The organism is Thermostichus sp. MS-CIW-30 (genome assembly GCF_054058015.1).
Genome location: NZ_JBSRZW010000029.1, coordinates 1 through 25735, shown reverse-complemented (window position 1 = coordinate 25735; position 25735 = coordinate 1). Strand labels below are relative to the sequence as shown.

Sequence of the window (25735 nt, the reverse complement as noted above, 5' to 3'; positions counted from 1 at the left end):
GGGGGGGTGTTGGGGCTGGATCCCGGCAGCTGCCCCCTTTTCCTCGCGAGTTTTGGGTTGCGTTGGGCTGTCGCATGCTCTCTTCGCTCTCTGCTTTGCCGGTTCACCTCTATCGCTGCCTGAGCTGCGGTCGGGAAGGGTTGACCCAATCACCAGGGCGGGAACAGGGATCCGCGGCGGATCGGGTTTATTGTCCCAGTTGCGGCCAGGTTTACCCCATCACCGCTTCTGGGGCTGTGGATTTTATCGGCAGCTCATCGGACCTGCATCTCACGCCGGCCCAAGCCATTGCCCATCTGCCTGGGTTTGCCTGGGGCTACGATCGCCTCTGGCGGCCCTGGGCCCTGTCGCTGCTGACGGGAGAGAGCTTTGGCAGCGAGCGGGAGAGTCAACTGCTGGCCGAGTTGGTGGGGGAGGGGGATCCCATCTTGGATTTGGGCACTGCCGGGGGGTACTGGAGCCGCTTGCTCCTGGCCAAGGATCCACAACGGACGGTGATCGGCCTGGACAATGCAGCAGGGGTATTGGCGGAAGCCGCTCAACAAGCGCAGCCCCACTGGCAGCACTACAGCCTGATGCGGGCTCGGGCTGAACAGCTTCCCCTCGCCTCTGGAACTTTTGGGGCGGTGATCAGCGGGGCCACCTTGAACGAATTGCCTTTGGATCCCTGTTTGCGGGAAATTGCCCGTGTGTTGAGACCGGGAGGAGCCTTTGTCTCGATGCACAGCCAGCAGGTCCAGGGATGGGGGCAGATGGTGCAGCAATGGCTGGAAGCCACCAGCCTTCATTTTTTCTCAGAAACCCAGCTGCGCGAGCACCTTCAACAGGTGGGGCTGCAGTTGGAGCGTTATCTCAGCTTGGGTTGGGTGGCCTTTGTGCGGGCAGTGCGCCTCTGATCTGGGCTGGGTTGAGGTGGCCATTCATTGAGTCCAGAGCGGAGCCATCACCCAAATCCAAGTCGCGTCGATCCCCAGCCCTCCTCTTCCACCGGGAGAGGGCCTGGGAGTGAGGGCGAGAGCGCAGGCTAGGGGATCCACTCCAGCCCAACGCCAAAGCTAAACTCCCGATCCAGGGTCGAGTTGCGCAGGCTATAGCGAGCAGAAAGACGAAAGGAAGGGCTAATGGCATAGGCAGCGGTGATCTCCGCCAGGGTGGCCTGTCCTTCTTCCGGCTCCTGGGGGGCAACCCAACTGTAGCTACCGGTCAAATCTGCAGCTCCGGGAGCCAAGGCCAAAACGGCAAAAGCCCCATAGCTAACTCCACTGAGGCTGCGGTTCTTTTGTTCCAAAGCCCGATACCCCAGTTGTGGCGCCAGATTAAAACGGGATCCCAGGGGGGCCAGAAAGTAACGCATTTCCGACCCGTACTGGCGCACTTCGGGATGTTCGGAAGATTGGCGATAGTCACCACTGAGGGTGAGGCGATCTCCCAGGCGCAAATCCTGCAGGCTGATTCGCCAGTGCGAAGAGGACTCAAAGCCGGCCTGCAAGCGGGTGGGCAAGACGGGCGTGTTGCGGATTTCTTCCAGGAGATTGGGCGGGTTTTGCAGCCAGCGGCGCAACACGGGGCTGTCTTCTAAAATTCGGTCATCCAAGCCCAAATCCAAAGCGGCTGAGAGGGTGGCCGGCACCGGATCTGGAATAGGGGCTTGCTGGGAATTGGCCCAAACTGGCCGCTCAGGCACCAGTCCAGCCCAGAGGAGCAGCATACCCAGGCGAAGCCCTTTGCCAGACTGTCTCACCACCTGCAACCACATTCATTGCGTCCCTACTGTAGCCGCTTTCCAAGGGATTCTCCACGCAGACGGGCAAGGCTGGAGGTGCTCCACAGCGCGGCAACAACACCTCAAAGACGGCCCAGCGACAACAGAAAGCCTAGCTGCTCCGGCTGTTGGCAACCACCCGCAAGCGCTCGACCAATTTTTGCAGTTGCCGTTCAAATTGCAGACTTTGCCGCTGTAGCTGACTGACCTTTTCACAGCTATAGAGGACGGTGGTGTGATCTTTTCCCCCAAAGTAGTCGCCAATTTTGGGCAGGCTGAGGTTGGTGTAGTGGCGCATCAAGAACATGGCAATTTGCCGTGCTTGGCTGATGTCGCGCTTGCGGGAGGATCCCAGTAAACTGTCTCGGTCGATGCCGAATTCTTCACAGACCACATCGGTAATCATGTCGGCGGTGATCTCTTTCGGCTCGCTGGGGGGATTGAGGATGGGCTGAATCGTCTCCACGCTCATCGGCAAGCCAGAAATGGAAACATAGGCGACGGCGCGGATCAGGGCACCTTCCAGCTCGCGGATGTTGCTGGTGTAGGTGGTGGCAATGTACTCGATCACGTCGGCGGGCAGGTTCATCCCCTCGTACTCGGCTTTCTTCTTGAGAATGGCCATGCGGGTTTCGATATCGGGCGATTGAATTTCCGCAATCAAACCCATGGAGAAACGAGAACAAAGCCGCTCCTGCAGACGCGGGATCAGATGAGGAGAGCGGTCGGCGGCCAGTACGATCTGTTTGCCGGACTCGTGCAGCGTATTAAAGGTGTGAAAAAACTCCTCTTGGGTGTACTCTTTGCCTTCGATAAATTGAATGTCGTCCACCAATAAAATATCTACATCTCGATAGTGCTCCCGGAAAGACTGCATGCTGTCTCGCCGGATGGCATCGATTAAATCGTTGGTAAACCGTTCGGTGGACACGTAGAAGACCTTGGCGCGTGAATTGGCCTCCAGTTGGTAGTGGCCAATGGCCTGCATCAGGTGGGTTTTGCCCAGACCCACCCCACCGCAGAGAAACAGGGGGTTGTAGGCGCGCCCAGGCTTGTCGGCCACAGCCAGAGCTGCAGCGTGAGCCATGCGGTTGTTGGGGCCAACCACAAACCGCGAGAAGGAATACTTGGGGTTGAGATCCGGCGCCCGCATCGGCAGGCTGCCGCCGACTTCCAGTCCTAGGGTGGTGGAGGCAGGTAAGCTGCCGGCTCTGCCCGATGTTGGGGAAATCGCCCTTGAAGGGGGTTCTGCCTCGACAGAAGCGTGGGGGGAAACGGAAAACTCCACCTGCAAAGGGATCCCGGCTACCCGCTGCACCACCTCGGTGATGGTGGAAGCGTAGTGCTTTTGCAGCCAGCCCCGTGCCCATTCGCTGGGGGTACAGATGGTGAGGCGGTTGTCCACCAACGATTCAGCCCGCGCCGTTTTGATCCAAGCCTCGAAGGTTGGACGGCTGAGCTGCACCTGCAGATGACACAGGGCTTCATCCCAGAGCTGATCCAGGGAAATATCCACACCACACACTCAGAGCGACACAGCAGAAGCCCAGAGGAAACAGCGGCGGCTTCCTCGACAGGAGCTTCGGGATTCCCAATTTAACTGCTCGGCGCGGGGTGGCCAATCTAGCAATTTTCCATTGAGTCTGCTAGGATTAACCACCTGTGATCAGTTGCCAGCAGGCTGAATGGCAGTCTGGTCAGCTCTGGCAGATGATCTTGGCTTCATTGGTTGGCTTCTCACCATGACTCAGCGTACCCTTCGTGGCACCAATCGCAGACGCATTCGGGTTTCTGGGTTTCGGGCCAGAATGCGAACGGCAACTGGGCGTCAGGTCTTGCGGCGACGGCGGGCCAAGGGGCGTTATCGCCTGGCGGTTTCCTAAGCCCTTTGGTCAGAGATTTGATTTGTCTTGGTTTTTTGGAGCGTTGCAGCCCAAAACTCGCTGACTTCTGGGGCAGACTCTCCTCGGTGCCCAATGTTGCCGGCTCCTCATCGATTGCGGGATCGACGAGCTTTTCAGGCGCTCTACCAGGGAGGCCAACGTCGTTCCGGTGCAGGCTTGACCCTGCTGTTTCAGCCGATGCCGGTGGGGTGTGAAGGGATCCCTAGCCAAGTGGGGCTGGTGATCGGCAGAAAGGTGAGCAAATCTGCCGTAAAGCGGAATCAGCTGCGCCGCCAGTTGCGAGAAATCTTGCGCCCCCTGTGCCCAAACCTGAAACCCGGCTACCGGCTGCTGTTTATCTCCAAGGCAAACCTGCTGACCTACCGCTGGCCGGAGCTGAGGGCGGAGGTGCATCGTCTTCTCCAAAAGGCCGACCTGCTCGTCGGCACAGATGTAGACTCAACAGGTGCAGACTCAGATGCCAAGCCGTCCTAAGAAACTTGAGCTGCACAGGTTTTTGCTACCCATGCTAGCCTGTTGCCATCATCTGCCGGTGGTCACGCTAGATATGGGGTGTCATGTACGTCAAGCGGATTGAGCTGACCCGATTTAAGTCGTTTGGCAGCACCACCTCGTTGCCCCTGCTGCCGGGCTTTACGGTCATTTCCGGCCCCAATGGCTCCGGTAAGTCTAACATCCTGGATGGGATCCTGTTCGCGCTGGGGTTATCGTCCTCGCGAGGGATGCGGGCAGAAAGGCTGTTGGATCTGGTGCATTCCGGCAGCCTCAACGGCAATCGGCAGGTGGAAACCCACGTTTCCGTCACCTTTGAGCTGGGGCCAGGAGAAGATGGCCAGCCCAGGGAATGGAAAGTCAGTCGCCGGCTGCGGGTCAAGCCCGGAAAGGCTGAGGATCCCACTCGCGATAGCGGGACGGATTCTCTCCCCTACACCAGCACTTTCTACATCAACGATGTGCCCTGTACCCTGAGCGAGCTGCACGAACAACTGGAGGCGATGCACATCTACCCCAACAGCTACAACGTCGTTTTACAGGGGGATGTCACCAGCATCATTTCCATGCACCCCAAGGAACGGCGGCAGATCATCGACGAATTGGCGGGGGTGGCCACCTTCGACCGCAAGATCGCCCAGGCCAACAGCAAGCTGGAGGCGGTACGGGAACAAATTGAGCGCTTTCGGCTCATCGAACAGGAATGGCAAGCCCAGGGAGAACGGCTGCTCAAAGAGAGCGAAAAGGCCCAACACCATCAGCAACTGCGGCTGCAGTTGCAAACGCTGGAGCAGCAGCAACAGGTGTTGCTTTGGCGGCATTTGCAGGCCCAAGTGGAAGAAACCCAGGCGGCCATTCAGCGGTTTCTGGAAACTCAGGAGCAGGCCACTGCTCAGGTGCAGACCTTGAACGATCATTTGCAACAGGCCGAAGCCGCCCTGGCCGAGTTGCAAAGCCGCATCCATGCTCTTGGAGAGGAGGAATACCTGCACCTGCAAGCCCAAATCGCCGCCGCCGAAGCACAGCGGCAACAGGTCAGCCGACAGATCGCAGCCTGGCAGCAGGAGATCCAGCAAGCGCAGCGCCTACATCAGGAGCGGCAAACCCAACAGCAGCATCTGCAGGCGGAGCTGGAACACCTGCACAGCCAACAAGAGCAACTGGCCCAAGCCCAGGGATCCCTGCAGGCCCAGGTTCAGAAAGCCCAAATTAGCTTGGAACAGAGCCGCGAACAGCTGCGCGCCCTAGCCCAATCCGCTGATGCCTGGGTGAAACAGCAGCGCTACCTCACCCGCCACATTGAGGAACTTCGCGCCGAACAGGAGCCTCTCCAACAGGAGCAAATTCGCCTGCAAGAGCGACAACGGCAACTGGAACGGCAAAGCCAAGAGATCCAGGCGGAGGTTGCCCAGATCGAGGCGTGGCTGGGATCCCACCTGGCCCTCACCGCCGAGCTGGAACACACTTGCCGACAGTCGGAAGCTCAGGTTCAGACCCTGGCCCAAGAGCTGGCCCAACTGCAGGCCGGCCTGGAGCTGGATCGCGCCACCCACGAGCGCCTGGCCGCCGAGCTGCACGCCAAGCAGCGGCAACTGGACAAATGGGAAACCCGCCGCCAAGTGTTGCAAGAATCCCAGGGATCCCGAGCGACCCAAGCCATCCTGAGTGCCCGTCTGCCGGGGGTTTTGGGGTTGGTGGCCCAGTTGGGGCAGGTGGATCCCCAGTATCAACTGGCGCTGGAGATCGCGGCAGGGAACCGGCTGCACTTTGTGGTGGTGGAGGATAACACCGTGGCCGTGAGCGCTGTCAACTTTTTGAAACGGGAAAAAGCCGGACGCGCCACCTTTTTGCCCTTGAATAAGCTCCAGCCCACCCGCCCCCCCAGCCCCCTGAAATTGGACGGCCTGATCGACTACGCCATTCGTTTGGTGCGTTTTGAAGAGCGCTACCGGGATGTTTTCGGCTTTGTGTTCGGCTCCACCCTGGTTTTCCAAAGCCTAGAGCTGGCCCAGCCCCACATCGGCAAGCACCGCATGGTTACTCTGGAAGGGGAGCTGTTGGAAACTTCGGGCGCCATGACCGGCGGCAGCGCCCCCCAGCGAGCTGGGATCCACTTTTCTGCCGGCGAACCTTCCGAGGAGGCCGCCTTGCGCTCCCGCTTGGCCGAGCTGGAGGAACTGCTGGCCGCCCTCACCCTGCGCCTACAAGCAGCCCAAGCCCGCGAAAAACAACTGGCCCAAGCCCTGCTCCTGGCTCGCCAAGACGCCCTGCAAGCCCAGCAATATCTGGAGCGGCACCAAGCCGACTGCCAAAAGCAACAGGCCCGCCTGCAACACCTGCAGGGATCCCTGGCGCAAAGGCAAAGCGAAAGCCACCAGATCCAGCAGCGGCTCCAGCAGATTCAACTGCGTTGGGATCCCTTGCAACAGCGCCTAGCCGATCTCACCCTCAAGCTCAGCCAACTGGAGGGATCCCCGGTGAACCAGCATTGGCAGCAACTGCAGCAGACGGTGCAGCAGCAAGAAAGTCGCTTGGCAGAGCTGCAGCAGCAACTGGCCCAACTGGAGCGGCAACAGCAGGAGAACTCCGGCCAACAACACCTGAAACAGGCCCAAATCCAGCACCACCAGGAGCGCCTGCAAGAGAGCGAACAGCGCCAAGCCCATCTGCAGGAGCAGATCGTCCAAGCCCAAGCCACCCTTGGTCACATCCAGCAACACCTTGCCGAGCAACGGCAACAGATAAGCCAGATCGAGGCCCGACTTTCCCACCTGCGCCAAGAGCGAGATCGGCAGGAATTTCAACTGCGGGCCCAACAACAGCAAATCCAACGCCTGGAGTGGGAACGCTACAACGCCCTCACCCAACAACAGGAAAAAGAGGCCCTGCTGGCCCAACTGCAAACCCAACTGCAAGCGGTGGCCCAAGAGCTGCCGGATCCGCTGCCCGACTTGCCCGCCACCCTGACCTTAGACGAGCTGCAGCGGCAAAAACGCAAAACCGAAGATCAACTGCGTTCCCTAGAGCCGGTAAACATGCTGGCCATTGCCGAATACGAACAGACCCAAGCTCGCCTGCGGGATCTCAGCGCCAAACTGGAAACCCTGCACCAAGAGCGCACCGAGTTGTTGCTGCGCATCGAGAACTTTTCCACCCTGCGTCGGCAAGCCTTCTTGGATGCCTTTCATGCCGTCAACGGCCATTTTCAAACCATCTTTGCCCAACTTTCCGATGGGGATGGCCATTTGGAATTGGAAAACCCAGAGGATCCCTTCGCAGGCGGTCTAACCTTGGTGGCCCACCCCAAAGGTAAGCCGGTGCGCCGTCTCAGCGCCATGTCGGGAGGAGAAAAATCGTTGACAGCCCTCAGCTTTATTTTTGCTCTGCAGCGATTCCGCCCTTCCAGCTTTTACGCCTTTGATGAAGTAGATATGTTTTTGGACGGGGCCAATGTGGAAAAATTGGCCAATATGATCTGGCAGCAATCTCGTCAGGCGCAGTTTTTGGTGGTCAGTTTACGCCGCCCCATGATCGAAAAAGCTGAGCACACCATTGGTGTAACCCAGGCCCGCGGTGCATACACTCAGGTGATCGGCCTGACCAAACCCGCCCCTCACCCCAGTTAAGATGTGGCTTGGTTAAGAGCAGAGGGCAAATCCTGAGGTCCCATTAGACTCATTCTAAGAATGGTTTAGGAGTGTCCAAACGCCTGCCATGGTTGCTCTGACTCTGAATCTATCCCCCCTGACAACCCTGAGCCGAGCAGATTTTATTCGGCTTTGTGCCGCCAATCCTGACCTGAAGCTGGAGCGTACCGCTCAAGGAGAATTGGTTATCATGTCTCCAACCGGCGGGGAAACCGGCCACTGGAATGCCGAAATCACCACAGACTTAACCCTTTGGAATCGGCAATCGGGCCGAGGGAAAAGCTTTGATTCTTCCACCGGATTTTCCTTGCCTTCAGGCAGCGACCGCTCCCCTGATTTGGCCTGGATCCCGATTGAAAAGTGGGAAGCTTTGGATCCCTCAGTCCGTCAAGGATTTTTGCCCTTGTGCCCCGATTTTGTGGTGGAGATCCTCTCGCCCACCGATTCTTGGATCCAAACTCAGGCCAAGATGCAAGAATACATGGACAACGGCTGCCGGCTGGGGTGGCTGCTGGATCCCAAGGCCAAGCGGGTGATGATCTACCGACAAGGGCAAGCGCCGGAATTGGTCGAAGATCCGGAAACCCTATCAGGAGAGGACGTGCTGCCGGGCTTCACCTTGCCCATTCGCAAGATCTGGTCGGCTTGATATGAGTAGCTTTCACGGATTTACGATCCCTGATACAGCTTTTTTCCACACCCTTAACCCAGCCAACTCTGATGGATCTCTTGCATGACAGGGATCCCACGCAATTGCAGAACTCTCCCAACCTTGGAAACAGCTGCAGTAAAAATGTTGAGCGATAGGCCAAAAACAGGCGGAGTCACACTACCATGGCTGCTCTGACTCTGAATCTATCTCCCCTGATAACCCTCAGCCGAGCAGATTTTATCCGGCTTTGTGCCGCCAATCCTGAGCTGAAGCTGGAGCGTACTGCCCAAGGAGAATTGGTCATCATGTCTCCAACCGGTGGGGAAACGGGCAATCTTAACTTTGAAATTGCCGGGGAAGTTTATGTTTGGAATCGGCAATCGGGCCGAGGGAAAAGCTTTGATTCTTCCACCGGATTTTCCTTGCCTTCAGGCAGCGACCGCTCCCCTGATTTGGCCTGGATCCCGATTGAAAAGTGGGAAGCTTTGGATCCCTCAGTCCGTCAAGGATTTTTGCCCCTGTGCCCCGATTTTGTGGTGGAGATCCTCTCGCCCACCGACTCTTGGATTCAAACTCAGGCCAAGATGCAAGAATACATGGACAACGGCTGCCGGCTGGGGTGGCTGCTGGATCCCAAGGCCAAGCGGGTGATGATCTACCGACAAGGGCAAGCGCCGGAATTGGTCGAAGATCCGGAAACCTTATCGGGAGAGGACGTGCTGCCGGGCTTCACCTTGCCCATCCGCAAGATCTGGTCCACCTGACATTCTACGGTCGTTTTATAGTCATTTTAGACAGGAATGAAACATTTCTGTTGTATTGTGTATTGGTTCCTAACTCCCCTCTCCCAAAGGAAGAGGGGCTGGGAGTGGTCGCAGAAGCTGCACGGAATGCTTGAGGAGTGTCTCAATCTAGTTTGGAATGACTATAGTCCTCAGATTGGGGTCTTTCGCGCAATTCTGGCGAGACTGGGATCTTGGCCAGGCTGGATAAGGCCCACCGATGCCTTTTGCACCTGCTGGACTTCTTGCAAAAGCTGCAAGTAAAAAGTCCGTCGTTCCCAATCCAGATCTCGGAGCCCACAGCCCGGCTCTCGATGGTGCAGGCAATCGCGAAACTGACAGGCGCCCAAGCGATCCCTTACTTCGGGGAAGCACCGTATCAACTGCAAAGGATGCACCGGCGGGATCCCTTCGCCAGCATTGAATCCCGGCGAATCGGCGATCCAACCGCCTTCCGGCAAAGGAAACAGCTCCACATGGCGGGTGGTGTGCCGACCATGGCCCAAACGTCTGGAGACGGCCTGAGTGGCCAGCCGAACGTCCGGCAGCAGCCGATTGAGCAAGCTGGATTTGCCCACCCCGGAAGGGCCTGTCACCACCGAGATCTGATCTCGACAGCACTGTTGCAACTGGGGGATCCCAGCTTGGGTGTGGGCACTGACCAACAGAGGCTCATATCCCCACCTCTGCAGACGCTCCACCCAAGTTGTCGCCACTTCTGGATCCACGCAGTCGCATTTGTTCAACACCACCTGAACCCGCAGTTGGCTGGCCTCGGCTTGCACCAGCAGACGACTGAGGGCGTTGGGCTCAGGGTCGGGCTCGGCCAGGGCCACCACCACCAGAACTTGGGTCGCGTTGGCAATAGCGGGTCGAGGCAGCTGAGTGCGCCGCGGCAGGATCGCCTCGATCACCCCCCGCTCCGGCCAGAGGTCGGCGGCAGCAGGCGGCAAGCGCACCTCCACCCAGTCCCCCACCATCACCTGCTGACCCATTTTTTTCAGCTTGGCCCGACTGGTACAGAGAATCTCTGCCGGCGTGGGCTTTTCAACCGGAAACCGAGCCGGGATCTCGGGAAAAAGGGCAGCCAAACTTGGATCGATCCGCACGCGATAAAAGTTGGCCTGCGCTGCTCGCACCCAGCCGGTACAACTGGATCCCGGATCCCCCTTTCCTTCCGGTTTCACCGGGTTCATGGCGACGCAGGTGTGCCGCGACGCACCCAGAGAATGTAATGGCCTTCGGGGGAAGCTGCCTGTCCCTCAATCCGATGCCCGGCCATGGCTAGACTGTTGGGCACCTGCTCCAGAGGTTCTCCCGCATCCAGCCATAGCTCCAGCAGTTCTCCAGGAGCCATGCGCTCCAGGCGCAGCTTCGCCCGCACGTAGTTAAGTGGGCAAGGGATCCCGCGCTGGTCAAGGATAAACTTGACCTCTTCCGACGAAACAGCCTCTGCAGTCATTCTTCCTCACGCTCCCGGTTGCCAGGCATCTGGGCCAGCCCCCGCAACAACCCGCCCAAGAAACCATCCCGCTTGTTGATGCGTTCTCCGTGCAGCTCAGCCAGGCGCATGAGCAATTCCCGCTCTTCTGAGCTGATGCGGGTGGGGATCTCCACCACCAAGGTGATTTGGTGGTCGCCCCGAGACATCGGGTTGCCAATGCGAGGTACCCCCTTGCCCTCCAGGGTCAGCACTGTACCCGGCTGGGATCCGGCTGGGATGGTCAGCTCCACCTCTTCCTCCAGGCCGGCTTTCGAGTCCACGGTGGGCACAGAGACTTTGGCCCCCAAAATGGCCTGCAAATAGCTCACCCGCACCTCCGAGAGAATGGTCAGGCCATCTCGCTGGAAGTCGGGATCCGGTTCCACAAATAGGTAGACGTAGAGATCCCCGGGCGGGCCACCGCGTCGACCGGCATCGCCTTCCCCGGAAACCCGCAAACGGGTGCCACTATCCACGCCGGCTGGGATGTTAATGCGCAGTTTCTTCGTGGTTTGGGCCAAGCCCTCGCCATTGCAGTTGTAGCAGGGCTCTTCCAACACCTGACCGCTGCCACCACAGGTGGGACAAACCGAGACCTGGGTAAAGTTGCCAAACGGCGTGCGGGTTGCCCGCCGCACCTGACCGCCGCCCCCGCAGGTGGGGCAAGTTTTCACCTCCGTACCGGGCTTAGCCCCGCTGCCCCCACAGACATTGCAGACCTCCAGGTGGCTGATGCGAATTTGCTTTTCGCCGCCGAAGATGGCTTCCAGAAACTCCAGTTTGAGGTCAAAGCGCAGATCATCGCCCCGTACCGGCCCCTGGCGACTGCGGGCATAGCTGGCTCCTGCCCCTGCAAAGTTGGTGAAAAAGCTCTCGAAAATGTCGGCAAAGCCACCCATCCCCGCAAAATCCTGGAATCCACTTGCTGCCGCGGCAGCTCCACTCAAACCCGCCTCTCCAAAGCGATCGTAGCGGGCTTTCAGCTCATTATCAGAGAGCACCTCATAGGCACGGTTGATCTCCTTGAAGCGCTCCTCGGCGCCTGGCTCCTTGTTGACATCCGGGTGGTACTTACGAGCCAACCGTCGATAGGCGCGCTTGATCTCCTCTTTGGAGCTATCGCGGCTAACCCCCAAGATTTCATAGTAGTCGCGAGCCATAGAAGCGCTTCAGAAGAGGTTAAAGATCAAAACATCAGACACACTTGAGATGCAACTTGTCAGGCAGCACAACCGAAGCAGACCTACAAGGCACCGGAGCTGGGGGAGAGCAAGCAGTTGCCTAGAATCCTCAGCGAGCTCCATAGATCTCGCTACCCATCTCCAGCAGGACAGCCCGCAGTTCTTCCATTGCGTTCCGTAAAGTTGCTAAGTCTACGTTATCATTTGCCAGCAATGCCCTCAATGTGCCCGCCACTTGAGCCCCCCGCTGGATTCGAGCTTCGCTGAGGCGATTGCCATGCTCCTGCAGGGTTTTGTCGTAGTTGTAGAGCAGGCTATCTGACTGGTTGCGGGCTTCCACCAACTGCCGCCGGCGCTGATCTTCTTCGGCATAGGCCTCCGCTTCCCGACGCATTCGCTCGATCTCGCTGCTGCTCAAGCCACCGTTGTTGGTGATCTTGACGCTCTGCTCGATTCCTGTCCCCTTTTCCCGAGCCGAGACTTTCAAGATCCCGTTGGCATCGATGTCAAAAGAAACCTCGATCTGGGGCACCCCACGGGGAGCCGGCGGGATCCCGGTCAGCTGAAAGCGGCCCAAGGTTTTGTTGTCTTTGGCCATGGCCCGCTCTCCCTGCAGGACGTGAATCTCCACCACACTCTGGCCATCGGTGGCAGTGGAGAAAATCTGGGTTTTACTGGTGGGAATGGTGGTGTTGCGCTCGATGATGCGGGTGAAGACTCCCCCCAGCGTTTCCACCCCAATCGAGAGAGGGATCACGTCCAGCAGCAGTAGATCTTTCACTTCTCCACCCACCACGCCTGCCTGGATGGCAGCGCCAAGGGCCACCGCCTCGTCCGGGTTGACGGAGCGATCTGGGTTTTTTTTGAAGATTTGCCGAATTTTCTCCTGGACAGCGGGAATACGAGTAGAGCCGCCCACCAGCAGCACGCGGTCGATGTCTGCAGGGGAGAGGCCAGCATCCCGCAGCGCCTGTTCTGTAGGCTCCACGGTGGCCTCCACCAGATCCCGCACCAACTCCTCAAACTTGCCGCGGGTCAGCTCCACTTCCAGGTGCTTGGGCCCCGAATCGTCGGCGGTGATAAAAGGCAGGTTAATGAGTGTAACCTGGGTGCTGGACAGCTCAATTTTGGCCTTCTCGGCAGCCTCCCGCATCCGCTGCAGGGCCATGCGATCCCGCGAGAGGTCGATCCCTTCCGTCTCCAAAAACTGACGGATGAGCCAATCGACAATTCTTTGGTCGAAATCATCTCCCCCCAGGTGGTTGTTGCCGGCAGTCGCTTGCACCTCAAACACGCCGCTGCCCAGTTGCAGCACCGAGACGTCGAAGGTGCCGCCACCCAAATCGAAAACCAGAATGCGCAGGTCTTGATCTTGTTTGTCTAGGCCATAGGCCAGGGCGGCTGCTGTCGGCTCGTTGATGATGCGCAGCACCTCCAGGCCGGCAATGGTGCCCGCATCTTTGGTGGCCTGCCGCTGGGCATCGGTAAAATAGGCGGGAACGGTGATCACGGCTTGGGTCACCGGCTCCCCCAGATAGGCCTCCGCATCGGCCTTCAGCTTTTGCAGGATCATGGCGGAGATCTCCTGCGGAGTGTAGGCGCGATCTTGCACCGCCACTTCCACCATGTTGTCTCGACCGGGGATGACTTTGTAGGGAACCCGCCTCCGCTCATCTTCGGTCTCGGCAAAGGTGCGGCCAATGAAGCGTTTGATGCTGAAGATGGTGTTTTCGGCATTGGTAACCGCCTGGCGCTTGGCCAGTTGGCCCACCAAGCGGGTGTTGTTCTTGGCAAAGCCGACAATGCTGGGGGTGGTGCGCCCTCCCTCGGCGTTGGTGATCACAACGGGCTGACCACCTTCCAAAACCGCCACGCAACTGTTGGTGGTTCCCAGGTCAATCCCGATGACTTTACCCATAGCCCCCTCTCCCCGTGTGCCAAGTCTCAACCCAAGAACGCGATTCCACGGATCTTAAAAGCATTCTGCCCAGAATCCCGCAGAAACCTTCAGACGGTGCTTTCGTCTCCGTAGCTTTACTGTAGCGTTTCTGAGACTGCTCTGGCTCTGTTTGTCAAGGTTCAAGTGAGCAAGTTCGGCTAGGAAGGTTGGGGGTTTTGGGGAGAGGCAGGAGTGCTCTCCGGGCCGGGTTCGCTGGTGGCCTGGGCTGGCGGGGATGGTTCAGAGCTGGGGCTGCCCGCCGAGACGGCCACCATGGCATGACGGATCACCAAGTCCCCCAGCTTGTAACCTGGCTGATATTCGATGGCTACCACATCCTCGGGATAGTCTGGGCTGGGCTGACGGGCTATGGCTTCGTGCAGGTTGGGGTCGAAGGGCTGGCCCACCGATTTCATGCGGGAGACGCCCATCTTCTTCAGGCATTCCACCAGCAGGCGGTAGACGCTCTGGTAGCTGTTGTGCAACTCCCGCTCGCGGTCGGTTTCCAGCTTCAGCTGCTGCTGAGCCCGCTCAAAGCTGTCCACAACAGGCAAGATCTCCAGCACAAATTTCTGCCGTTCTTTTTGGCTGAACTCTTCTTTTTCCCGCTGGGTACGCCGCCGGTAGTTTTCAAAATCGGCGTAGAGGCGCAGGTAGGCGTCTTCTTTCTCTTTGAGTTGCTGGCGGACAACTTCCAACTCGTGCTGGAGCTGCTTGAGAGCTTCACCGGGATCTGGAGAAGGCTCAGCTGCGGTTTCTCCGGAAGAGGTACCGGCTTCTGCTTCGCTATCTTCCAAAATCAGCTTCTCCAGCTCTGCCTCTACGTCGATCTCTTCTTCCTGTAGTTCAGGATAGGTATCTTCTGGGGCCATCGGTTGCTTCTCTTCGGCAGTCATGGGCGATGTCGGCAAGTGTGAGCAATGAGCAGTGACTCGGATATCCCCAGTTTGGCAGTTTCAAAACCGCCGCTGCACTCAGCCAAACCAGGCTCTGTGTTGATCGTATTCTACCGGGTTCTCTTTCAGCCAGTTGAAGTCAATATCTTTTCTTTCCTAGCCGACCAGCAGATGTTCCCGTGGCCGGCCCAGGCAATCGGGGAAGTAGATCTTGGCCAAGTCGGGGATTAGGCGCCAGTTGGGGCTGTAGATGGGTTGAATGGGGGAGTGGGTGTGAATATAGTAGACCAGAAAGTCGCGGATGCTATCGGCTGAGATCCACAGGGTTTGGGCTTCTTGGAACATGCTGTAACCGCCGCCGCCGCCGGCTCGGTAGTGGTTAATGGCCAGGCGAAAGGTCTGTGCTGGTTCCACCGGCTGTCCGCGGAATTGTAAGGTCACCAGGCGCTTTCCTACGGGGCGGGTGAGATCGAAGCAGTAGTCGATGCCGTGGTAGAGGTCGAAGGTGTAGCCGCGGGCTTCGGGGGCCACGACGGCAGCAGGATCGGCGGGAAGGTGATTGGGATCCAACTGGCGAAAATAGCCGGCAGTCTGTTCCAGGGCGCGCCGCAGAATATCTCCGGTGATCTCCAAAACGCAGAGGGTGTTGTCGTAGACGGTGAGGCTGTAGGCATCTTGCAGGGAGATGGGGCCTGCTGACAGGCCGGCGCTACTGCAGATGTTGACCAGGGAGAGCTCTGCGGGGAATCCTGCCTCCCGCACTGCTTGCAATTGGGCCTGATGGAGCAGCTCTGCCAGAGGGTTGGCCCCCAGACGGGCTGCCAGACCGCCGCTATAGGCAGAACGGGCTTGGCCAATGGGCTGACGGATGTAGCGCAAGGTGGCTTGATGGTAGGGCTCTGTCAAGGCCAAGAGTTCGGGATCGGGAGGGATCCCTTCGGCGGAGAGGAGCTGTGCGCTTTTGCTGATGATTTGCCAGCGGCTGCCCTGGCGCTCCAGCTCCAGGGATACCTGGGAGAGGTGGCTGCCCCAATAGCCGGGCTGAACTACCAGAGCTTGGGATCCCCCCAGACCGGCGATGGTCTGGTGGGTATGGCCGGAGAGGATGACGTCAATGCCGTCCAGTTCGGCCAGGGCCAACAGTTCGTTTTCCCCTGCCAGGCTTTTGTTGCTGCACCAGCCGGAGCGATCCGGGTTGTGCCAATGCTCAGGGGTGCGCAGGGGGGGCAATTGGTTGGGGCCGCTGTGCAGGATCAAGATCAAGACATCCACCTGAGGTCGCAGCAGCGACAGGTAGTGGCGGGCGGTCTCCAGCAAGGGGGCAAAGCGTAGGCCCAAGATGTAGTCCGGGCGCTCCCAGGTGTCGATGCGGGGGGTGGTCAGCCCTAGCAAGCCAACGCGAACCCCGGCCAATTCCCGGATCAGGTAGGGCTGGAAGAGGGGATCCCCATTCTGGCGGAGGATGTTGGCGCAGAGCACCGGACAGCGGAGATCGCCGACAAAATCCCGGAGAACTTGCAGCCCAAAGTTAAAGTCGTGGTTGCCGGGGGTAAAGGCGTCGTAGCCCAAGGCGTTGAGAGCATGGGCCAAGGGGTGAGGAGAGACGCGCTCCACTTGCGCATAGTAGGTGCCCAAGGGGGATCCCTGAATGGTGTCGCCGCTGTCGATGAGCAGGACGGGATCCTCACTGGCTGCTCGCACGCGCTTGATGAGGGTGGCCAGCTTGGCTAAACCGTGCTCCGCAGGGATCCCGGTGAAGTAGTTCCAGGGATGTAGATTGGCATGGAGATCCGAAGTGTGGAGAATTGTTAATCGCATTCTCATATCATAGCCAAAGTCAAAGCCCAACCCAAACTCGTCAGCCCAGCAAGAACAGCACCTGCACACAGCCCACCAAAAAGCCGAGGAGGCCGCCTAAGTTGACGATGGCCTGGAGTTCTTGGCGCACGATCTGCTGGATGGCCTGCTCCAGGTCGGCAGGGGAGGTGGCGTTGACTTTATCGGCAATGACCTGATCCAGGTTCAACACCGGGATCACCTGCATCATCAGGGATTCGAGATCCCGTTCTAGGTAGCGCTCCAAGACCAAAGCCAGGTCGGCGCTGATCTGATCGATGGAGGTGATCAACGCCTTGGAGTTGCGCAGGCGTCCCAACACCAGGCTGGCCACTTTTTCCCAATCGATGGTCTCCCCCAGCCCTTTGATAACCTCTGGCCCTTGGCTGCGCAGGTAATCTTGGATCCCGTCGCGGAGGGCACGGCGCAACTGACGCACGGCGGAAACCGGCAGGTTTTGCAGCGAGAGGTTCTGCAGGATCTCGGTCAGGCGGCGGGAGGCGTTGATGTCTTTGAGCAGATCTTCCAAGATGGCTTCTGCCCCTTCCGGCTCTTCTAGACAATAGGTGCGCAGGCGCAACAGGGCATTTTTCAGGCCGAACAAGTTGGCCACCACCCAGTAGGAGCCGGTCGCTCGTTCACGAAACTCCTCGTCAAGGGATTCGATGTTGCGATCGGTGAGAAAGTCCACCAAGTTCTGCCGCAACACCTTTGGGGGCAGCGCCTGCTTCAGGATCCACTCCGAGAGCTGCTTAGCCTGCTCGCTGCTGAGGCGCAGCTCCAGCAACACTTGGTCGAACAGTTGGTTAATGGGCCCTTCCAAAAAGGTTTCTTGGCGGGCAAGCACCTTCACCAGGCGGGGCAACGACTCGTTAAACAGGTCGGCTAAAATGCGCGCCAACACCTGAGCAGTTTGCTGCTGTTGCTCAGGGTTTTGCAGCCGATCCAGGGCTACCCCCAGCAGCCAGCGGATCCCTGCTTGCATGCGCTCGGTTTGCAGCAGCTTACGGGCCAGATTGTGCAGTTCCTCCGGCGTGAGCAGGGATCCCATGATGGTCTTGGCGATCTGCTTGGCCAGACGAGGCTGGTTCTGCGGGATCAGGCCGGGGGTAAAGGGGATGCGCCAGCCGAAAACCCGATAGGGGCGGTAGGGCCGGAACAGCATTTTGATGGCAATGTCGTTGGTGAAATAGCCGATCACCAGCCCGGCCAGCGGGGGCACAACGTAGATCCAGAAGGCCATGGAAGCAATTGAGGGTGCTCTCTTCTACTCTACTGACCTGCCCCAGCGCAAGAGAGCGTTGACCAGTTATTGGATGATCAGGCTATCGGTCAGTTCCAGCTCCACCAACGTATTGGGCTGTAGCGTCACCACCCGGTCGATATTGGTACTGCCTGCCGCAGCACCTGCCAAGCTGCCGGCCAAGATCGGCAAAAAGCCCCATCCCCCCGTGAGGATCCCCAAGGCCAACCCACCTGCTGCCCCATAGCCTGCCCCGCGGGCTACAGTTGTGCCGACATCGGCGTTGCGATCCAACCCGACTGGTAGCGGCGCAGATTGGCCTCTCACCAAGTAGGTGGAAGAGCCGATGGTGAGGCGGTTGGCCACAAAGCGGCTGCCGACGACCCGCTCTTGGGGATCGGCGCTCTCCGCCTCCCGGCCAGACAACTTCAGTTCTCGGTAAACCGGCTCAAAAGTGCCCCACACCACACTCCCTGCCGGGATCACCACCTGGCCAAAGCGATCCACCACCGGCTCGGAGACTTCCAGGTGGCCGTTGATGGCCTGGTAGGGCTGGAAGGTGATGGGGCGGTAGACCGTGAGGAGAATACGGGTGCCGGCAGGCAGCTCGCCCCGCGTGGCTCCAGGGAGATCCCCACCTGGACTGAGGTCGGGCCGACGTTGATAGGAATAGGCCTCGCCTTGGGGGAGTTGTCCACCTGGGGCCACTGGAACGGGCACCACCGGGATCGGATCCAAGGCCGGAGCTGTGGGATCCAGCGGCATTTGCGGCACCTGAGGTACCGGTGGCAGGGCCGTGGCAGAGCTGGGGGAGGGCGGAGCACTCAGCAAGGGCAAGGTAGGGACGGGATCCCCCCTGGGGGGCACCGGCTGAGGGGTGAACTCGAACTGCTGAGCGGCAACCGGGGCAACAGCAGCGGCCATCAACATCCCACCCAACACCCCCCAAAAGGAACTCCTCTGCAACAAATGCAGGAACGGCTGCAAGGTTGAGCTCATGGATCCCATCCGGTCGCAACTGGCAGTAGCTTAACATCCTGCCCCGCTTGTGCCCACTAGATTTAGTAGGTATTAAGGGATCGGAAGCTCTTAAAACACTATTGAGCCTGTTCGGGGTCTGGATCGAGTTTTCCCTAGGGGCTGGGGGAAGGAGAAGGAGTCGGTCCGCCGGGATCCCCTGGCTGGGGGGCTGGGGATTCTGGCTTAGGAGACTCTGTAGCCTCACTCTCCTGAGCCTCGGGGCTGGACTCCGGCTTGGGTTCTGCAGGAGACCGTCCTTCTGGAGAAGGAGAAGGTGAAGGCTGATACATTTACGCTGAACACTGCTGAACATCACTGTTCAACTATGCAGCGATAGCATTCTGTTTGTTTCCATTCGCGTTAGCGGGACGGAGTCCAAACAGAATGGCGGTATCCCGCAAAGCTTTGAGTAGAATACCCAAAGCGCAGTTTCCGTGTCGTCTTACTACCAATCTTCTGCTTTGCTTTGGCTACCATGTTGGCAGACTCGAAAGTAAACAGAAAGATCAACTGGTAGTAATCCGTACTGAACATATTATACATTATTTTCAGTATAGTTGAGCTTATTATTGACTAGAGTCATGCTCCCCGCCAGGCTGTGGAGTGGGAGTGGGTGTAGCTTCCGGCGTGGGTGTGGGAGTAGGCGTAGCTACCGGTGTTGGGGTTGGCGTTGGGGTCAGAGCTGGAGTCGGCGTTGGGGTCGGTGTGGGCGTGGCTGTCGGTGTTGGGGTTGGTGTTGGGGTCGGTGTGGCAGTGGGCTGGGCGGCCTGCACCTGGAAAGACCACTGCTGGATGGTGGTGTTGCCGCTGGTATCGGCAATTTGGACGGCGATCAAGGTCGGTCGATCGGTGGGCAGCGGCTCGGCAGGGGTGTAGGCGAAGCCGGTGCGGGTGAGCTGGGCTTGGGCGGTGACATCCACATTGTTCACCAGCAAGGTAAAGCTATTCAGGTCAATTCCTTGGTCATCTTGGAAACGGGCTGAGATGGAGGGGCGAGGGTTGTCTGTTAGGGATCCATTGGGAGGGGCCAGTTCGCTGATGGTGGGGAAGGTGGTGTCGGTCACCCGCCCGATGGTAATGGTTTTGTCCGGCAGCTGCACCAGGGTTACCAGTCCATCCCGCTCCAAGCGGGCAAAAACAGGCGCTTCTGAGGCCCGGTCTTGGCTGCGGAAGGTGTAGCTGCCCTCGTATTGCCCTGGGCGGGTTTCCTGCAGCGGCAGGTTGTAGGCAATGCCGGGGATGGAAAACGATCCCTGCGCCCCTGGGGATCCCAGCAAAAACACGGTAATCGTATCTCCTGGGTTTACAGATCCCAGCTCTTCGCGGGCAAAGAAGGTTCTCACCTCTGGAGCGGCGGGCAGCGTTTCCACCAGAGGCTCAATGGGAATGTCCGGCGTGGCCAGGGGTTCGGGCGTAGGAGTGACCTGGGCAAGGAGCTCGGTACGGATCCCAGGGCCGGGGATGGCAGCCCCCACCGGCGGATCCAAATTGGGTACTCGACCCACCTTGGCCAGCGCTTGGTAGGTAAGGGCAGCCACTTCCCCCCGCGTGGCCACCGCCTGGGCATTCAATTGAGTGGGGTTGGGGTAGAGCACCAACAGCCCTTCCTGAACCGCTGTCGCGATGGGGGCGCGGGCAAAGTTGGGAACCAAATTGGCATCGCCGAACGCGGATAGGATCGCGTCAATTTGACCGGGATCCTCGATGAGCCTACCGTTGGTGGCTGCACGGGTCAGGACGGTGATGGCTTGTGCACGGGTGAGCACATCGTTGGGACGAAAGGTGCCGTCCGGGAAGCCGGAAACAAACCCTGCCGCTGCCGCTGCGCCGATGGAGGGAGCCGCCCAACTGGGAATCGGATCGGCAAAGGAGCGCACAGGAACGTTGGTATCTAGGCCAAAAGCTTTGGTGACAATGACGGCAAATTGGGCACGGGTGATGGACTCGTTGGGGCGAAAGGTGCCATCCGGGAAGCCACCGATGATCTGTCGTTCATTCAACCCGGCAATGTACTGGGCACCCCAATAGGTGCTGATATCAGAAAGTTGGGCCCAAGCGGGATCCCCAAGCCAGGCCAAGCTGCTGCAACTGATCACCAGAGCCGCAGTCTTCCAGCCCTGCCAAAGGGAAAGCTCACGCATCGTTCACACCTCAGGTTCTGGGTACGGGATTTACAGTCTTGGATCCCCACTCTCGGTTGGGAGGGGCCCTGGAAGTTGGCCGGACAGAAGTGTAGGAGAGGATGATCCAAACCGCACATCCAGACGAGGAAACCTTCTGAAAAGTTCTATTTGGCCGTCGGTTTCGCCAACCTTTCAGGGGGCAGGATTGGGGTAGCGCTGGTGCACCGCCTCGATCTCCGCCAGGAGCTGCGGGGACAGCTCCACATCCAGGCAACTGAGGTTCTCTTTGAGTTGGGTCAGGCTGGTGGCCCCAATGATGGTGCTGGTGACAAACCAGCGGCTGCGCACAAAGGCCAAAGCCAACTGGGCCGGTGTCAGACCGTGCCGGCGGGCAATTTGCACATAGGCGGCCACCGCTTCTTCCACATTCGGCTTGCGGTACCGCTGGCCAAAGCCTTCAAACAAGGCCAAACGGGATCCCGGCGGCTTCACCCCCCCCAGATATTTGCCCGTCAGCAGCCCAAATCCGAGCGGGCTGTAGGCCAGCAAGCCCACCTGCTCGTGGCGGCAGACTTCCGCCAGGCCCATTTCAAACGTGCGGTTGATGAGGCTGTAGGCATTCTGAATCGAGACCACCTTGGGCAACCCCAGTTGCTCGGCCACCTGGCAGAACTTGCTCACCCCCCAAGGGGTTTCGTTGCTCAGGCCGATGTAGCGAATGAGACCCTCTTGCACCAATTCCGCCAGAGCCTGCAACTGCTCGGCAATGGGAACGGTGGGCCGCTCCTGGCTGGGATCGTAGGCAACGCCCCCAAACAGGGGCACGTAGCGATCCGGCCAGTGGATCTGGTAGAGGTCGATGTAGTCGGTCTTCAGGCGCTTGAGGCTGCCGGCCACCGCCTGCTTGAGGTTGTCGCGGGTAATGGACAGGGATCCGCCGCGAATCCAATGCCAGGGCCGACCAGGGCCGGTGATCTTGGTGGCCAGGATCAGGCGATGCCGCGGTTGGTGTTGCAGCCACTCGCCGATGTAGCGCTCGGTGGATCCCTGGGTTTCCGCCCGCGCCGGCACCGGGTACATCTCGGCGGTATCGATGAAGTTGATCCCGTGCTCCACCGCGTAGTCGAGCTGTTCGAAAGCCTCAGACAAAGTATTCTGCTGCCCAAAGGTCATGGTGCCCAGGCAGATCTCGGAAACTTGCAAAGGGCTGTGGCCAAGCTGGCGGTAGCGCATGGGGAATCTCCATCTAGACAGCGCGCCAGTCCCCATTGTGCCCAAAACCTGTCGGCCTACGGGATCCCCCGCTATGCCCCCGTTCCTATTTCGGTGCGGATCCCAGCAGGGGAACGTACTCGCGGTAGAGCTGACCCAAAATTTCCAGACCAATGCGGGTGCGGCTATCGGGGGGGCGAGCCTCAATGGCCGCCTTGACTTGTAAAATCGTGCCCACCGGATAGGGGGAGCGCAGCTCCTCCCGCTTGCCCAAAAACACATCCGTAAAGTAGTCGATCAGCCGCTTGACTTCCCCCACGTCTTTGCGGGAAATGTCCATATCCAAAACGGTGGTCAACTTGGCCCGCATAGCCTGAAAACTTTGCTGGCCGGTGTTGAGGGCCACCCGCTTGGCCAGGCTATCCACCACAATTTGGGTGATCTTCTCCACATTTTGGGTGACGATTTCTCGGTGGCGGGCGGCAAAGCGCAACTGAACCTCATCCAGGAATCGTTCTCGTTCCAGAATCTGGATGCCCTGTTGCTCCAGATCCACTCCATAGCTTTGCAACTGCTTGTACTGATTCAAAACCCATTGGTTGTAGAAGGAATCGGCCAAAACTCGCCAATAGCCGATGAGGGTGGCCTCGGCAGAGGGAACGCTGACCAAATAGGCCTCGCTGGTGATCAGGCGCAAATGCTCTGTCAGCTCATCTCGCTCCTTCTCATCCAAGTAGGAGGTGCGCGGCACCCAAACTGCCCCGTACTCGCTTTTCACTTCTCCGGGCAGGGATCCGAAGAGGGTGTCAAAAAACTGATGAATGCTGAAGAGGAGAAACTTTCCCGGATCCTGAAGGCGGTTGAGCAGTTCCTGTTTTTTCTCCTCCTGATATTGGGCCACCAATTGCTGGGCCTCGGCGATCTGGCCGCGGGCCACCTCCACATCTTGCCGCAGCTTTTCAATCTCTTCTGAGCTCACCATCTCAACGCCGGCAGGCTCCCGTTCCCCGCTGAAATAGCTGCCCCCCAGCCCGCTGCCCCCAATGCCCACCAGGGGAGCGTCGCTGTCGTTGTCCAGGGTTAGAAGGCGAGCAAGAGCCTGGAGTCGAGCCTGCCGATTGGAGGAGCGCAGGGATCCCAGCTCCACCGGATCCCCACTTTCCCAACCGTCCAGCCCGCCGATGCGGTAGAGCGTGTAAAAATACTTGCTGAGCAGAAGCGCCAGCAGATGCCTGTTCTTGACCTCGTTGTACTCCAGGTAGGCTCGCAGACACAGTTGGAAGGCGATGTTGGGCAAGCTGCGACACACCTTCATAATCTGGGTGTAGACCCTTTGCAGGTGAGGCCGAAAGCTGCGTGGGATCGCCTCGGGCCGTAGGCCGCGCAACAAGAACTCCTGCTGGCGCAGATCTTGAGGGGTAAAGTAAAAACTTTCTTGCCAAAGCAGCTCATCCAAGTCACGGGCAAAAATCGGTTTCAAATGGTCGATGATTTGCACCACAACCGACTCGGTGAAGACCGGTATAATCTTTTCGATGTGAAGCTGATCGTAAACGGAGCGCAGCCGCTCGCTGCGGAAGTCTTCGATGGAGATCAGCCCCTTCATGGTTCCGATCCGACCATCGCTCAGCAGGAACTTATAGACCACTTCGGCAGTGGCCCCTGGGGAGAGAACAAGAGTTCCCGTCAAGTCAGGGCAGATTTGCAGGGGGCGTAGCAGGCGACTGGTTTCACTGACGCTGAAGCAACTCCAAGCTGCCGGGTTTAACACCACCGACGATAGGGAGGCCAACAATTGCTTCTCGTCCAAGTCCTCCAGCCGAATTTCTCCCCTGTGAGCTTCGCTAGGTCCCGGAGGCAAGCTCGCCCGCGAATCCTGAACGGCGGAAGGAGATAAGGATGGGGGAGATGTGCTCATGCGGTAAAGGCTATTGAATCTTAACGTTCACTCTAAGTCGGCGAAGGATGGATGAGTGTGATCTGTATCTCTGTATCCAATGAAAGTCTCTCAAGAAGAATCTGCCCAGAATCTGCCTCGAATTGTCTCCCGCCACCAGTATCTGGAAACGGTTAGCTTTTGGGTAGCGTGCAACCACGGTTTTGAGGATCCACAAATCGATACGTACCTTCAGCTCTGATGGATGAGGCTGCTGAGGCTTCACCCCTTTGTCGTGGACTGCTTGCCGAGCTGGTTTTCCTGACGCAACGCCTAAGCTACGATAAAAGGTCTGCCTACCAGTATGGGGTATTGGGCTGGAGTTGGGTTTGGATGCGTTTTGACTTTGGGATTGGGGTGCAGCGGTCATGGCGGCCATTTTGATTGTCGACGACGATCCGACGATTCGGCTGGTGTTGAAGCGATCCCTGGAACGACAGGGCTACACCGTGGAGATGGCCAGCAACGGTTCCGAGGGGCTGGAGCAAGCCCACCTGCTGGTGCCGGGGCTGATCATCTGTGACTGGATGATGCCGGACATGGATGGGCTGGAGGTTTGCCGACGCATCAAAGCCGATCCCAAGTTTTCCACGACGTTTTTTATTTTGCTCACCGCCCGCACTGAGGTGGAAGACCGCATCCAGGGCCTGGATGCCGGAGCAGATGAGTTTCTAAGCAAGCCCATCGACCCCAATGAGTTGCGGGCACGTGTGCGAGCCGGATTACGCTTACACCAGCTCAGCTATGACCTGCAGCAGCAAACGGCCAGGTTACGGGCAGAATTGGCCGAGGCGGCCAGCTATGTGCGTTCCCTCCTGCCGGAGCCAGCCTATTTCCCCGACTGCAAAGTGGCTCTCGAGTGGCGCTTTTTGCCCTCCCAGGAATTGGGGGGAGATTCGTTTAACTATCATTGGCTGGATGAGGAGCACCTGGCCATCTATCTGCTGGATGTGTCGGGGCATGGGGTGGGATCCGCTCTGTTGTCGGTGTCGGTGATGAACCAGTTGCGCACTCAAGGCTTGGCCGATGCCGATCCCCGCCAGCCGGACGCGGTCTTGCGCGCCCTCAACCACTCTTTTCAAATGGGATCCCACCATGAGATGTACTTCACCCTTTGGTATGGGGTTTATCAGCCGGGATCCCGTCTGCTCTCTTTTGCCAGTGCCGGCCACCCACCTGCCCTGCTCATCCAGGGTCAGGATTCGCTCCTGCTGAAGACTGCCAACTTGCCCATTGGCATTTTGCCCGACCTCACTTTTCAAAGGGATCAGGTGCGGATCCCGGAGAACAGCCATCTCTACCTGTTCAGCGATGGAGTTTACGAAGTCATAAACCCGCAGAGAGAACTCTGGGGGCTGGACAATTTGATAGCCCTGCTGAGCAAGAGCGCTGACGGTGGCCTGGATCAGGTGATCCATGAGGCCCAATCCTTTCAGGGGCGGACGGACTTTGAGGATGATTTCTCCCTGCTCCGGATCAGCTTTGGTTAGAGGTGGGTTGTGGCTGTTTCAAGCTGCTTTGAGGCGATCCCCTGACCAAAAGGCGCGGCAAGCCCCGTCCTTCAGGGCGGGGAAGGATAGCGCCGACCGTAGCCGACGCCCTTTAAAAACGCAGTGTCGGCCATGTG

20 protein-coding genes are annotated in these 25735 nt (G+C 58.8%); 7 read left to right on the top strand and 13 right to left on the bottom strand.

All coding sequences use genetic code 11. The annotated features are described in order from the left end of the window. Positions 1–74 precede the first annotated feature (74 nt). Entirely contained in the window at positions 75–896 is an 822-nt protein-coding gene (locus ACVWXW_RS11860) for a class I SAM-dependent methyltransferase (RefSeq protein WP_457403976.1), read from the top strand. Positions 897–1024: 128 nt separating this feature from the next. Here ACVWXW_RS11860 and ACVWXW_RS11855 read toward each other — a convergent pair whose 3' ends face one another. Both ACVWXW_RS11855 and dnaA read right to left on the bottom strand, forming a co-directional pair. Continuing rightward, a complete protein-coding gene (locus tag ACVWXW_RS11855) occupies positions 1025–1744 on the bottom strand; it encodes a hypothetical protein (protein WP_457403974.1) in 720 nt (239 codons plus the stop codon). A gap of 130 nt (positions 1745–1874) precedes the next feature. Next, complete coding sequence (dnaA, locus tag ACVWXW_RS11850) at positions 1875–3278, bottom strand: chromosomal replication initiator protein DnaA (RefSeq protein ID WP_457403972.1); 1404 nt, start codon at positions 3276–3278, stop codon at positions 1875–1877. A 226-nt stretch (positions 3279–3504) separates the two neighbouring features. Between dnaA and rpmH the strand changes: the two genes are divergently transcribed. The 5 genes from rpmH to ACVWXW_RS11825 all read left to right on the top strand — a co-directional run bounded on the left by rpmH (position 3505) and on the right by ACVWXW_RS11825 (position 9221). After that, positions 3505–3645, top strand: a complete 141-nt coding sequence (gene rpmH, locus ACVWXW_RS11845) for a 50S ribosomal protein L34 (RefSeq protein WP_011434477.1) — start codon at positions 3505–3507, stop codon at positions 3643–3645. Positions 3646–3738: 93 nt separating this feature from the next. Then, positions 3739–4140 carry a ribonuclease P protein component gene (rnpA, locus tag ACVWXW_RS11840; RefSeq protein WP_457403970.1) on the top strand — a complete coding sequence of 134 codons (402 nt, stop codon included), beginning with the start codon at positions 3739–3741 and terminating at the stop codon, positions 4138–4140. Between the two features lie 83 nt (positions 4141–4223). Then, positions 4224–7784 carry a chromosome segregation protein SMC gene (gene smc, locus ACVWXW_RS11835; protein ID WP_457403968.1) on the top strand — a complete coding sequence of 1187 codons (3561 nt, stop codon included), beginning with the start codon at positions 4224–4226 and terminating at the stop codon, positions 7782–7784. Positions 7785–7872: 88 nt separating this feature from the next. After that, on the top strand, positions 7873–8454 hold the full coding sequence (locus ACVWXW_RS11830; protein WP_011434474.1) for a Uma2 family endonuclease: 582 nt from the start codon (positions 7873–7875) through the stop codon (positions 8452–8454). A gap of 185 nt (positions 8455–8639) precedes the next feature. Then, positions 8640–9221, top strand: coding sequence for a Uma2 family endonuclease (locus ACVWXW_RS11825; RefSeq protein ID WP_414382545.1), 582 nt, complete (start codon positions 8640–8642; stop codon positions 9219–9221). Positions 9222–9391: 170 nt separating this feature from the next. On the opposite strand, the gene rsgA is transcribed toward ACVWXW_RS11825, so the two are convergent. From rsgA to ACVWXW_RS11770, 11 genes are all read right to left on the bottom strand, one after another. Beyond that, positions 9392–10435 (bottom strand): ribosome small subunit-dependent GTPase A, encoded by a 1044-nt coding sequence (gene rsgA / locus ACVWXW_RS11820; RefSeq protein ID WP_414427877.1) that lies wholly within the window; start codon positions 10433–10435, stop codon positions 9392–9394. After that, on the bottom strand, positions 10432–10701 hold the full coding sequence (locus ACVWXW_RS11815) for a sulfurtransferase TusA family protein (RefSeq protein ID WP_414329168.1): 270 nt from the start codon (positions 10699–10701) through the stop codon (positions 10432–10434). Before ACVWXW_RS11815 ends, rsgA begins: the two co-directional genes overlap by 4 nt. Beyond that, complete coding sequence (dnaJ, locus tag ACVWXW_RS11810; protein WP_414329167.1) at positions 10698–11882, bottom strand: molecular chaperone DnaJ; 1185 nt, start codon at positions 11880–11882, stop codon at positions 10698–10700. The genes ACVWXW_RS11815 and dnaJ overlap by 4 nt, the downstream gene beginning before the upstream one ends. A gap of 130 nt (positions 11883–12012) precedes the next feature. Further along, positions 12013–13821, bottom strand: a complete 1809-nt coding sequence (gene dnaK / locus ACVWXW_RS11805; RefSeq protein WP_414329166.1) for a molecular chaperone DnaK — start codon at positions 13819–13821, stop codon at positions 12013–12015. 179 nt (positions 13822–14000) lie between these two features. Next, positions 14001–14738, bottom strand: coding sequence for a nucleotide exchange factor GrpE (grpE, locus tag ACVWXW_RS11800; protein WP_457403966.1), 738 nt, complete (start codon positions 14736–14738; stop codon positions 14001–14003). A gap of 156 nt (positions 14739–14894) precedes the next feature. Continuing rightward, a complete protein-coding gene (locus tag ACVWXW_RS11795; protein WP_457395721.1) occupies positions 14895–16556 on the bottom strand; it encodes a bifunctional metallophosphatase/5'-nucleotidase in 1662 nt (553 codons plus the stop codon). Positions 16557–16596: 40 nt separating this feature from the next. Next, a complete protein-coding gene (locus ACVWXW_RS11790; RefSeq protein ID WP_011434466.1) occupies positions 16597–17817 on the bottom strand; it encodes a DUF445 domain-containing protein in 1221 nt (406 codons plus the stop codon). A gap of 66 nt (positions 17818–17883) precedes the next feature. After that, positions 17884–18816 (bottom strand): hypothetical protein, encoded by a 933-nt coding sequence (locus ACVWXW_RS11785; RefSeq protein WP_457403964.1) that lies wholly within the window; start codon positions 18814–18816, stop codon positions 17884–17886. Positions 18817–19403: 587 nt separating this feature from the next. Next, positions 19404–20978, bottom strand: coding sequence for an S-layer homology domain-containing protein (locus ACVWXW_RS11780; RefSeq protein ID WP_457403962.1), 1575 nt, complete (start codon positions 20976–20978; stop codon positions 19404–19406). A gap of 174 nt (positions 20979–21152) precedes the next feature. Beyond that, the gene (locus ACVWXW_RS11775; protein ID WP_457403960.1) at positions 21153–22193 is read right to left on the bottom strand and encodes an NADP(H)-dependent aldo-keto reductase; all 1041 of its coding nucleotides are present in this window, start codon (positions 22191–22193) and stop codon (positions 21153–21155) included. Positions 22194–22278: 85 nt separating this feature from the next. Continuing rightward, on the bottom strand, positions 22279–24033 hold the full coding sequence (locus ACVWXW_RS11770; protein WP_457403958.1) for a hypothetical protein: 1755 nt from the start codon (positions 24031–24033) through the stop codon (positions 22279–22281). Positions 24034–24476: 443 nt separating this feature from the next. Here ACVWXW_RS11770 and ACVWXW_RS11765 point away from each other — a divergent pair, with 443 nt between their 5' ends. Then, complete coding sequence (locus ACVWXW_RS11765; protein ID WP_457403957.1) at positions 24477–25598, top strand: PP2C family protein-serine/threonine phosphatase; 1122 nt, start codon at positions 24477–24479, stop codon at positions 25596–25598. Positions 25599–25735: the final 137 nt, after the last annotated feature.

Bases quoted from the DNA above. Each gene is read 5' to 3' on its own strand.
- ACVWXW_RS11860 (WP_457403976.1), top strand. From the start codon at position 75: ATGCTCTCTTCGCTCTCTGCTTTGCCGGTTCACCTCTATCGCTGCCTG.
- rpmH (WP_011434477.1), top strand. From the start codon at position 3,505: ATGACTCAGCGTACCCTTCGTGGCACCAATCGCAGACGCATTCGGGTT.
- rnpA (WP_457403970.1), top strand. From the start codon at position 3,739: ATGTTGCCGGCTCCTCATCGATTGCGGGATCGACGAGCTTTTCAGGCG.
- smc (WP_457403968.1), top strand. From the start codon at position 4,224: ATGTACGTCAAGCGGATTGAGCTGACCCGATTTAAGTCGTTTGGCAGC.
- ACVWXW_RS11830 (WP_011434474.1), top strand. From the start codon at position 7,873: ATGGTTGCTCTGACTCTGAATCTATCCCCCCTGACAACCCTGAGCCGA.
- ACVWXW_RS11825 (WP_414382545.1), top strand. From the start codon at position 8,640: ATGGCTGCTCTGACTCTGAATCTATCTCCCCTGATAACCCTCAGCCGA.
- rsgA (WP_414427877.1), bottom strand. From the start codon at position 10,435: ATGAACCCGGTGAAACCGGAAGGAAAGGGGGATCCGGGATCCAGTTGT.
- ACVWXW_RS11815 (WP_414329168.1), bottom strand. From the start codon at position 10,701: ATGACTGCAGAGGCTGTTTCGTCGGAAGAGGTCAAGTTTATCCTTGAC.
- dnaJ (WP_414329167.1), bottom strand. From the start codon at position 11,882: ATGGCTCGCGACTACTATGAAATCTTGGGGGTTAGCCGCGATAGCTCC.
- dnaK (WP_414329166.1), bottom strand. From the start codon at position 13,821: ATGGGTAAAGTCATCGGGATTGACCTGGGAACCACCAACAGTTGCGTG.
- grpE (WP_457403966.1), bottom strand. From the start codon at position 14,738: ATGACTGCCGAAGAGAAGCAACCGATGGCCCCAGAAGATACCTATCCT.
- ACVWXW_RS11795 (WP_457395721.1), bottom strand. From the start codon at position 16,556: ATGCGATTAACAATTCTCCACACTTCGGATCTCCATGCCAATCTACAT.
- ACVWXW_RS11790 (WP_011434466.1), bottom strand. From the start codon at position 17,817: ATGGCCTTCTGGATCTACGTTGTGCCCCCGCTGGCCGGGCTGGTGATC.
- ACVWXW_RS11785 (WP_457403964.1), bottom strand. From the start codon at position 18,816: ATGAGCTCAACCTTGCAGCCGTTCCTGCATTTGTTGCAGAGGAGTTCC.
- ACVWXW_RS11780 (WP_457403962.1), bottom strand. From the start codon at position 20,978: ATGCGTGAGCTTTCCCTTTGGCAGGGCTGGAAGACTGCGGCTCTGGTG.
- ACVWXW_RS11775 (WP_457403960.1), bottom strand. From the start codon at position 22,193: ATGCGCTACCGCCAGCTTGGCCACAGCCCTTTGCAAGTTTCCGAGATC.
- ACVWXW_RS11765 (WP_457403957.1), top strand. From the start codon at position 24,477: ATGGCGGCCATTTTGATTGTCGACGACGATCCGACGATTCGGCTGGTG.